7 protein-coding genes are annotated in these 10,210 nt (G+C 44.1%); 3 read left to right on the top strand and 4 right to left on the bottom strand.

What is annotated here, in order from left to right:
- Window positions 1–93: 93 nt before the first annotated feature.
- The 3 genes from V7K48_RS28450 to V7K48_RS28440 are packed head-to-tail and all read right to left on the bottom strand — an operon-like array spanning window position 94 to window position 4,559.
- Window positions 94–642 (bottom strand): tetratricopeptide repeat protein, encoded by a 549-nt coding sequence (locus tag V7K48_RS28450; protein ID WP_335077611.1) that lies wholly within the window; start codon window positions 640–642, stop codon window positions 94–96.
- Window positions 575–4,231, bottom strand: coding sequence for a tetratricopeptide repeat protein (locus tag V7K48_RS28445; protein WP_335077609.1), 3,657 nt, complete (start codon window positions 4,229–4,231; stop codon window positions 575–577). The genes V7K48_RS28450 and V7K48_RS28445 overlap by 68 nt, the downstream gene beginning before the upstream one ends.
- Window position 4,232: 1 nt before the next feature.
- Window positions 4,233–4,559: a hypothetical protein gene (locus V7K48_RS28440; RefSeq protein WP_335077607.1), complete on the bottom strand. Its 327-nt coding sequence runs from the start codon at window positions 4,557–4,559 to the stop codon at window positions 4,233–4,235.
- 148 nt (window positions 4,560–4,707) lie between these two features.
- On the opposite strand from V7K48_RS28440, the gene tilS reads away from it, so the two are divergent.
- Window positions 4,708–5,709, top strand: a complete 1,002-nt coding sequence (gene tilS / locus V7K48_RS28435) for a tRNA lysidine(34) synthetase TilS (RefSeq protein WP_335077605.1) — start codon at window positions 4,708–4,710, stop codon at window positions 5,707–5,709.
- Window positions 5,710–5,851: 142 nt separating this feature from the next.
- Here the strand turns inward: tilS and hmpF are convergent, their stop codons facing one another.
- Window positions 5,852–7,615 carry a pilus motility taxis protein HmpF gene (hmpF, locus tag V7K48_RS28430; RefSeq protein WP_335077603.1) on the bottom strand — a complete coding sequence of 588 codons (1,764 nt, stop codon included), beginning with the start codon at window positions 7,613–7,615 and terminating at the stop codon, window positions 5,852–5,854.
- A 620-nt stretch (window positions 7,616–8,235) separates the two neighbouring features.
- Here hmpF and V7K48_RS28425 point away from each other — a divergent pair.
- Entirely contained in the window at window positions 8,236–9,420 is a 1,185-nt protein-coding gene (locus V7K48_RS28425) for a response regulator (protein ID WP_335077601.1), read from the top strand.
- A gap of 412 nt (window positions 9,421–9,832) precedes the next feature.
- A complete protein-coding gene (locus V7K48_RS28420) occupies window positions 9,833–10,198 on the top strand; it encodes a response regulator transcription factor (RefSeq protein ID WP_069073698.1) in 366 nt (121 codons plus the stop codon).
- The last annotated feature ends 12 nt before the right edge of the window (window positions 10,199–10,210 follow it).

The following is a 10,210-nucleotide window of genomic DNA, read 5'->3' as shown; positions in this document are numbered from 1 at the left end:
GAGCATTCCCAGATAGTCCAACATCACCGCTTTGTCTTGGACATCTCCAATGCGTTCAAATATTTCCAAAGACTGATTGAAAAGTGCGATCGCTTAATCCACTTCCCCTTTGTCGGCGTAGAGCATTCCCAGATAGTCCAACATCACCGCTTTGTCTTGGACATCTCCAATGCGTTCAAATATTTCCAAAGACTGATTGAAAAGTGCGATCGCTTGATCCACTTTCCCTTTGTTGGCGTAGATATTTCCCAGTTGGTACAACGTCGCCGCTTTCCATTGAACATTACCAATGCGTTCAGTTATTTCCAAAGACTGATTGTAGAGTGCGATCGCTTGATCCACTTCTCCTTTGTCGGAATAGAGAATTCCCAGTTGGTGCAACGTCGCAGCTTTGGTTTTGACATCATCAATACGTTCAAATATTTCCAAAGACTGATTGTAGAGTGCGATGGCTTGATCCACTTCCCCTTTATCGGCGTAGAGCATTCCCAGATAGTTCAATGTCGCCGCTTTGGCTTGGACATCTCCAATGCATTCTTTTATTTCCAAAGACTGATTTAAAAGTGCGATCGCTTCATCCACTTCCTCGTTGTTGGCGTAGATATTCCAGACATTGCAATGTAGCCGCTTTGGTTTGGACATCACCAATGCGTTCTGTTATTTGCAAAGACTGATTGAAAAGTGCGATCGCTTGCTCCACTTCCCCTTTGCTGGCGTAGAGAATTCCCAGTTGGTTCAACGTCGCCGCTTTGCCTTGGACATTACCAATGCGTTCTTTTATTTCTAAAGACTGATTGTAGAGTGCGATCGCTTCATCCACTTCCCCTTTATCGGCGTAGATACTTGCCAATTGGTGCAACGTCGCTGCTTTGCCTTGGACATCACCAATGCGTTCTGTTATTTGCAAAGACTGATTGAAAAGTGCGATCGCTTCATCCACTTCCCCTTTGTCGGCGTAGATACTTGCTAGATTGTGCAACGTCGCCGCTTTGCCTTGGACATTACCAATGCGTTCATTTATTTCTAAAGACTGATTGTAGAGTGCGATCGCTTGATCCACTTCCCCTTTGTTGGCGTAGAGAATTCCCAGATTTTGCACCGTCATCGCTATGCCTTGGACATCTCCAATGCGTTCAAATATTTCCAAAGACTGATTGAAAAGTGCGATCGCTTGATCCACTTCCCCTTTGTTGGCGTAGAGAATTCCCAGTTGGTGCAACGTCGCCGCTTTGCCTTGGACATTACCAATGCGTTCTTTTATTTCTAAAGACTGATTGTAGAGTGCGATCGCTTCATCCACTTCCCCTTTATCGGCGTAGATACTTGCTAGATTGTTCAACGTCGCTGCTTTGTTTTGAACATTACCAATGCGTTCATTTATTTCTAAAGACTGATTGTAGAGTGCGATCGCTTGATCCACTTCCCCTTTGTTAGCATAGATCATTCCCAGACAGTGCAACGTCGCTGCTTTGGTTTGAACATTACCAATGCGTTCATTTATTTCCAAAGACTGATTGTAGAGTGCGATTGCTTGATCCACTTCCCCTTTGTTGGCGTAGAGAATTCCCAGTTGGTGCAACGTCGCCGCTTTGCCAGCAAAATTCCCAAGGCGTTCGTAGAGTTCAAGAGACTGCTGATAGAGATTCATTGCTTCATTGACTTGCCCTTGTTGCACATAGAGTGTTGCCAAGTCAGCAGTACTTAGTGCTTTTTCTTGTTCATCTTCTGGAGGACAATTATGTATTGCTTGTTGATAATGTTCAAGCGCTTGATTTACCTCACCAAGGCTTTTCTCTGCTCTAGCTAAACGGTGGAAAAGGCGATAGTCTTTAATAATTGTTAATGTAGCTTTGCAAGTCCTGAGAATTTCTCGATATCGGCTGCTTGTATTCCATTGAGATGTCAAATTATCCGCTATTTTCGCGGCGATTTCTCCATCCTTACCCAACAAAGCCAAGCGATGAATTTCTAACATTTTTGCTTCCGTCGCACCTCCCGCCTCCCACCACAGACGATACAAAATTTGTGCAGCTTGTTTATACAACTCTTCACCCTTGGGGTTTTCTGGAAACTCTAGCAACGGTGACAAAATCCGGGGAACACGATACAACCTCTCTGTGTTGTTGGTGAGGGTAACTTCCAACAAACCCAAAATTTCAGCGCGTTGAATATGATCCCAACTTGAGATATCCTCACAAATCAGGGAAATTGCAGCTTGAGGAACAGGTAACTCATACACCAACAACTTCCCCAGCATTTGACGCAAAGCTGGAGTTTGCTGCTTCAGCAATTCCTCAGCCAAAATATCCTCACGAAATTCCTTTTCCTTCTCCTCCATCTTTTGCAGAATCATCTCAACTCCCCTCTCCGCTTCCGGCGACTTGGGGGAATTTTGCAAAATCTTATCTAACCATTCCAACAACCGAGGATTTCCATCTGCTGCTTGTTTGGCACGTTCGGGCAAATCTGGCTGAAATTGCCAACTGCCATTAAACGAATCCAGACGATTATACTTTTTAATTAAATCTGCCCCACCCAAAGCGCCCAGAGGTTCGCGGTACAGACGATGATTCAGTTCCGACAATGTGAAATTGTAGCGACAGGTAATAATTACCTTGTGGGGAAGTTGGGAATTTTGCATCGCCTTTAGTAACGCCAGCAGTACATCCACAACTTGTGGTTGCAAAATGTAAACCCCATTTTGTAATTCCAAATTCGCCTCAAAATCATCTAGCACAAAGGCAAAGCGCTGTTCTTTGGTATTCAGTCCTTCAGTGAAAAACTTGGTGAGGCGCTGCATCAAAGGTAACTTGCCATTGAGAATTTCATGCCCCCGTTCCGAGGTACATTGTTCAGCAAGGGTTTTGAGCAGTTTGTCCTCATCCAGTTGCCGAAAGTTCACCAGCCTGTGATAGCCAACCATCCTTTCCAGAAGTCGCGCCGTCACAGTACTCTTACCCACACCCCCCAGTCCGTGAATTAGTACCCCTAATGAAGTGCGAATTGCTTTGAGACAACGTTGCAAAGTCCGCCGTCTCCCAACAAACTCAGAGGGTTTCGCCACCCGCACCTGTTGGGTATCGGGATCTAAAAACTGTTGGTATGCAGGTTCCGGCGCAGAGGGTGGCACATCTCCCAACACTTCCACCAACGCACCGGGACATTCTCCCTGAATATATAAACGCAACAAATGCCAGTCACGCACATTCTGTTTAAACAACTGCTGGTAAGTGCTAGCGAGTGCTTCAGCTAATTGATATCCAGCCGCCAATTTCCCGTAGAGGTGCGCGGCGGCGGCTGTGGCTGTCCGATCTTCCACAGGCCGCCCCCAACTTAATACCGTCCTGGCCCCTTGGGCAATTAGTGCCTCAGCCATTGAAGGGACAGCCCCTTTATCTGGTGCTTGTCCAGTCCGACACCCAGACAAAAATACCAACTTGGGAAAGCGAAACCGGAAGACTTCGGCCAGTTCTGCTGCTGTGGTTTCGTGACGTTCCCCAATTTCCGTCTCAGTAATAAAGTAAGGCATATTCGCCTCTAAATCTTCTCCCCTCCTCGCTTGCGGGGAGGGGTTGGGGGTGGGGTTCTTTTCCGCTTCAGGAGGACTAATCGACGCGTGTCCTGTGAGATGAAACACATCAAACTTATTAAAATAGCGACTCCACACCTTACCCAACTCGCTAACGCAACCGCTTTCTTCGACCCGTAAATCTAAAGCAAAATCTCGCGTATCTGCCAGAATTCTCGCCTCTTCCTGTTCAAACTCTAACTTTGGTTCCACATCTTCCGGATCGGTTGCCATAAACAATACTCGCAATTGTCGTGCTTCCACAGAAAACGGTTCCGTTTCTTTTTCAATCCAGCGCAGAGGTAACACCACTGGATTAACCCGCTTGACTAAAAAATCCTCACCATCATGCAGCACTTCCCAAGGTAGATGTGCCAGTTGTTTATCAGTATCAATGGCAATTAGCAACCCCTCACCGCAACAATTAGCAATTCCCCGACTCAACCACCGTCCATCCCCATCCAACCAAAAAAATAACTGCTTCCCGATTCCTGCTAAATTGGGCAGCAGTTTATAGTAATCTCGTTCACCTTGCTTGAGGAAATCAGCGATTTCTGCTAATTTCAGGCGACGTGATTCATAGTGCTTTATTTCAGGTAGCCAATACCTGAGTTCAACTATTTCCTGCGTACTTTCCCGAAGTTGAATGCGGATAGTTTGCACTTTATTTGCTGAGAGATTTAAGGATTTCCGTGATTTCCTCTATAGTAGCTTCTTCGAGTAAAATCCTGTTTCCAGTATCAGGGTCAAGGATTACCACATCAAATTGTTTTCCTGGATGGGATTTATGCCATTCTTGATACCATTTGCGGATTTGTTCAGCTAAAGCAGCAGCACCACCCACAATGCCGACAATAGTAGCAATAGCTGCTAGAGTCGCCTCTCTTTGCGTCGGAACTTCATAGCTTCCCGATATTCCAGGAATTTCTAGCAAAGCCTCGGCTGCTGCTGGTGCGTTTTCGCCTTCAATACCAACTTGAATTTCAGCCATTAAATTACCTACGAATTTATCCAAGATTCCGTATATTATCCATTGAATTGGAGATAAGATTCACGCACAGACGCAGAGAGGATTAAAATTAACTGTTTAAGAAGTTATAGCTGCAAGTCAAATCCAAAAACTATGAGAAGTTCCAAAAATGGTATGGACTCCCCTACATGCAAAAATACATCGCACCATCCGATCGCGTCACTTATTTGAGCGCAACCAGCGTCTATTAGTCGCTGTCTCTGGCGGACAAGATTCTTTATGTTTAATAAAATTACTTTTAGATTTACAATCCAAATGGGGATGGGATTTAGGTATTGCTCACTGTGATCATCGCTGGCGTTCTGACTCCCAAGCTAATGCTCATCATGTCGAAAACTTAGCTAAAATTTGGGGTATATCTTTTTATTTAGAAACAGCGATCGCTCCGGTAAATAGTGAAGCTGCTGCGCGCGATTGGCGCTATCAAGCTTTAAGTGCGATCGCTCAAGCAAATAATTATCAATATATAGTTACAGGACATACTGCCAGCGATCGCGCCGAAACTCTCCTCTACAACTTAATTCGCGGTACTGGTGCTGATGGCTTACAAGCCCTGACTTGGCAACGCCCTCTAACTACGAGCATTATGCTAGTGCGTCCACTTTTAGAAATCACTCGCTTACAAACAGAGCAATTTTGTCAAGAGTTTAAATTACCAATTTGGGAAGATTCTACCAATCAAGATTTGCAATATGCCCGCAACCGGATTCGCCAAGAGCTATTACCATATTTGCGGGATAATTTCAACCCTCAAGTAGAATCAGCCTTAGCCCAAACAGCAGAACTTCTCCAAGCAGAAGTGGAATATTTAGAAAAAGCTGCCCAGCAGTTGCGAGAAAAGGCGATGTCATGGGGCATTGGGGATGAAAAAGATTCTCTTATTCGCCTTCTTCCCTTACGGTTAAATCGCCGGGTATTGCAAAAAGCACCATTGGCACTGCAACGTCGGGTGATGCGTCAGGTATTGCAGCAAATACTTACTGATGCCCCTAGTTTTGAGCACATCGAAAAATTAACGGCTTTAATTATAGCGCCCAACCGATCGCAAACTGATCCATTTCCTGGTGGTGCGATCGCTCAAGTAGAAGGCGACTGGATCTGTTTTAAATAGTTAGGAGTTAAGAGTTTGGAGTTTGAAGTTTTCGGTTTTAGGTGTTGAGATTTAGTTAGTAAGGAGAAGGGTTGAGAATAAGGTTTTGATATGATGTACTTCATGCACCTGGGAACCACTATAACTCCTAACTCCTAACTTGTTAAGACGCTAGTAATTCTGGCTGAGATATTAAACTTTGGAGAGTATGACGCAACTGGCCGATCGCTTGGACTTGATAATCACCAGTTTCCTGGAATTGATCTAAAGATTCTCCAATTCCTTGCAGCTTTTGTCGTAAGCCATCGAGTGAATCCTGAATTGGTTGTAGTGCTTCTTGATACAGATTCGCCCGACCCCAGTACTCAGCGATCGCTGTTCGCAGGGACAGCAAGTTTTCCTCGATCGCTTTGAGTTGTTGGCGCTTTTGATCTAGATCGTGAGTTTGATTGTCAATCATTCCTTGATTTAGCTCAATACCAGAACGAATCTGCTCAATTTCCCGTTCCAGTTTTGGGATTTCCTGTGAATATTGTTGCCGCTGGGTTTCAATTTGTAACAGAATCGGTTCTAAATTAATTTTGTTATTACTTTCTTCTTCATCAGTAAGAGTATGTCCTTGCCGCCGCAGCAGTACAGCTTGGTGTTGCTTGAGAAATTTCTGATGCTGTAGCATATTGCGGCGTTGTCCCACCAAACTGGAGTTTAGCATCTGGTAGAGGTCTTTTTCATCCGTTAGTTCCAGTTCCAAATTGATGTGGTCATGGTCAGATGCGTGATTTCTTTTAGTTTGGAGTTCTTCTATAGCTTCTTGTTTATATGTCAGTTCTTGTTCTTGATCGTGAACAAAGCTAGCGTCTATTTGTAACTTATATTGCAAGTCTTGCACTATCTTTTGTAGTTCTTCTAAAGGCATTTTATCCAAAGCTTTTACATCAGCTTGCTGTCCGAGAACTACATCACCAGATGTTGCAGCTAAAGAGTGAATCTGTTGATATAACTCTTCGGCGTTTCGTAACTGCTCTTTGATTATCCGAGCATACTCTTGCTTGCTAGTAAGGTCTGCTGTATTTATCTGCAATTGGGCTGTGTGCTGGACTAGAGAATTTTGTGCTTCAAGACATGCGTTTTGGCGATCGCTAAAGGTTTGTGACAAACGCTCTACTTCTTCTTGCTGTTGAGCTATGGCTGTTTTTTGCTCCTCCAGTTTTTGCCAGTGTGGGGTTAGAGTAGCTTGCTGCTTTTCGACCAATTCAAAGACCAGATGCAGCTGTTCTCTGACTGTTTCCGTGGGAGCCGCACCACTAGACAAGCGATCGAGTAACTCACTCATCACCCGACTCTGCTCCTCATCCAAAACCGTCCCTTGTTGAAAATCCGCTTGACGTTCCTCTAGGCGACGCTGCTCACCACGCAAATGCTCCCAAGCGCCTTCCAACTCCTGGCGGTTGCGCTCATTTTCTGCTTGCAATCGTTCAAGTTCCTGGCGCGAGGTGTCAACTTGCTGTTTTTGCTCCTCCAGGCGTTGCACCTCATCTTCCATTTCTTGCAACTGTTCTGATCGGACTTCCATGTCCATTTCACGGCGATTCAACTCTTGCGCCTGAAACGTCAGCGACTGCTTCCACTGATCAATCTCATCTTCCTTGAGCTTAAATTTCTCCAATTGGCGGGAAAAATTCTGCAAAATGTTGACTAGTGGACGCCCTGCTTCTTGAATCCGCTGCACTTGACGATTCGGATTCAGTTCAACCAGTACCAAAGCACCATCATTTAATTTGCTTGCGTCCTCAGCGGCAATCACATCTTCCGACACAGTACTCCAATTCTGGTCAGTTCGCTGACAAGCTAGCAGTTTCAGTTCGGTTTTAGCACCGCCGCTGAGTAAACCACCTTTCTGTTTTTGTACTTCTGCTAAATACAGCACACCGTTAGTCCTTTATTGATGCACTTAAAGTTTGTGTTTTGTTTTGGGATATACCTTAAATAATTCTGTTAACTTCTCTCACTGAACCGAAGTTTAGGAGAACAAGACAGACAAAACTATAGACGCGAGATGTTACGTCTTGGATACTTATAAAAGCGACTTGGTCGCGTCTTTATATTTTGTACTGATGACAGTGATGATGACTTCCGTGTTAACACTAGCTTTGTTGAAGTGTATTACGAAAGATAAAGGTTTATAGTTTAATGTATTCTCGGATGAGAACAAGGAACAGGGTAATAATCTTTGCAATACTCCATAATTAATACTTAGAGGATGTTTTAAAAGTATTAGGCGAATAGAATTCGCTACTATCCAAGGGTACTCCTTCTCTACGAGACGCTCCGCGAACGGAGAAGCAAGCTACGCGTAGCGTCCCGTAGGGAAGTTCACCTCCGTGGACTAATACAAAATGAAGGGTTTTTAACCCACGGAGGTGGGTTTTGTTTGTATAGTCGCGACTTCTAGTCGCCAGGGCTAGTAATAAATTAAACTTTTCAAACATCCTCTGAAATAAGAAGTCAGAATTCAGAATTCAGCAATAAGGAGTACTTTTTAGATAAATGCAGGGAAATTTAAATGAAATTGATATTTGCAGTATCCTGCAATTGATTGAGTTGGGACAGCGAACTGGGCAACTATGGGTAGAAGCTCATAGCTTTCACCATAACAACAAACTGGGTGGAGACGGAGCAAGCATTTATCGCCCCAAACAACAGTCTTGGTTCGTCTTTTTCCTGAATGGTCAAATTATTTATTGCCAAGAAGGTGAAAGTAGTTTATCCAGAATTAGCGATTATTTACGTTATTACCAAGTTGAGACGCGACTCACCGAGAAACAAATTGCCTCCCTACCATCAACTGACGCGCCAGAGTATGCCTATCTTTGGGCACTCTTGGAGCGGAATATTATCAACCCAAAGATAGCTGGTAGTATCATTCACGGCTTGGTGCATGAAACCCTTTTTGACCTGTTGAGCTTACACCAAGGTAACTTCATCTTTCATCAGGGTACGGCACTTGCCCCGCAATTAAACACTTTCGAGATTGCTCCATTTGTTACAAAAATTACGAAGCAGGTGCAAGAGTGGAAGCAACTATATCCACACATTCAGTCTCCAGAACAATTGCCAGTGCTATCTGACAAAGTTCAGCTACAATCTTCCCTACCAGAAGCAACCGTGAATAAGCTACAACATTGGGCTGATGGTAAAACATCCTTGCGTCAATTGGCTCGCTATCTCAACCGAGATATTTTGACAGTCGCGAAGGCAATATATCCATATGTGCAACAGAGTTGGCTACAACTAGTATATTCAGTCACAACTAAACCAGATACCCAAACGGATAACTGGGAATTGAAGGGAAAACATCGGGGGCGGATAGTATGTATTGACGATGCGATCGCCATCGGTGAGACTGTAAATTCCATCTTACAACCACAAGGTTATGAAGCGATCGCTCTCACCAATCCTTTAGAGGCACTGAGTCTAATTTTTCAACTCAAACCGGATTTAATTTTATGCGACATTGCCATGTTGGAATTAGAGGGGTACGAGGTTTGCGCCATGCTACGCCATTCAAGAGCATTTCGGCTCATACCGATTATCATGCTTACTGGTAAAGATGGATTTATTGATCGAGTCAAAGCTAGGATGGTCGGGGCTACAGATTATTTAACAAAACCATTTACAGATACTGAGTTACTTATGCTTGTAGAGAAATATATCAACATCGACTCTCAATAGGGCATGGGGCAGAAGAATTTTGGATTTTGGATTTTGGATTTTGGATTTTGGATTTTGGATTGAACATCTAAAATCTAAAAGACGCTTGATAGCGCAGCGTAAAGCCAACTCTTGGAGAGGCTGCGCCAACGGCATGACTTCGCTTAGAGCGACTGTGCGTAGCGTCTGACTGGTTAACGCAAATCCAAAATTGAGGAGGCATAGGACATGGGGCACATAAAAAGCTCGAAGATTTGTTGATCTACTAAAAGATGAGTTAAAAGATGTTATCACAGAGTCAGCCAACTCAGTGAAACCTCAATATCCAGGAAAATAGTGAAAAAATAGAATTAATTTATACAGTTAATACTTGCGGAGGAATCAAGGAATGTTCCAAATAGGAACGTCTACATCAGGAGGTAAATAGACACTTATGAGTACAGTTCTGATTGTGGAAGACAGTATCGCGCAAAGGGAGATGATTACAGACCTCCTGAAAGCTACTGGACTAACAGTGACCCATGCTAGTGACGGATTAGAAGCATTGGAGGCAATTCAAATAGCACCTCCCGATTTAGTGGTATTGGATATTGTCATGCCCCGGATGAACGGCTACGAAGTTTGTCGGCGGTTAAAATCCGATCCAAAAACCCAAAATGTCCCTGTGGTTATGTGTTCTTCCAAAGGCGAAGAATTTGATCGCTATTGGGGCATGAAGCAGGGTGCAGACGCCTATATAGCCAAACCGTTTCAACCAACCGAGTTGGTGGGAACTGTCAAACAACTGCTGCGAGGATAAGGATAAAAGCAA

The sequence above is a fragment of the Nostoc sp. genome, assembly GCF_036919615.1.
In the GTDB taxonomy this organism is placed as follows: domain Bacteria; phylum Cyanobacteriota; class Cyanobacteriia; order Cyanobacteriales; family Nostocaceae; genus Nostoc.
Note: the sequence above shows the minus strand (reverse complement) of the source record. Positions and strands in the feature narration are given on the sequence as shown.

Coding starts and splice junctions, on each gene's coding strand:
- V7K48_RS28425 (WP_335077601.1), top strand. CDS start 8,236: ATGCAGGGAAATTTAAATGAAATTGATATTTGCAGTATCCTGCAATTG.
- V7K48_RS28440 (WP_335077607.1), bottom strand. CDS start 4,559: ATGGCTGAAATTCAAGTTGGTATTGAAGGCGAAAACGCACCAGCAGCA.
- V7K48_RS28450 (WP_335077611.1), bottom strand. CDS start 642: ATGTCCAAACCAAAGCGGCTACATTGCAATGTCTGGAATATCTACGCC.
- V7K48_RS28420 (WP_069073698.1), top strand. CDS start 9,833: ATGAGTACAGTTCTGATTGTGGAAGACAGTATCGCGCAAAGGGAGATG.
- tilS (WP_335077605.1), top strand. CDS start 4,708: ATGGTATGGACTCCCCTACATGCAAAAATACATCGCACCATCCGATCG.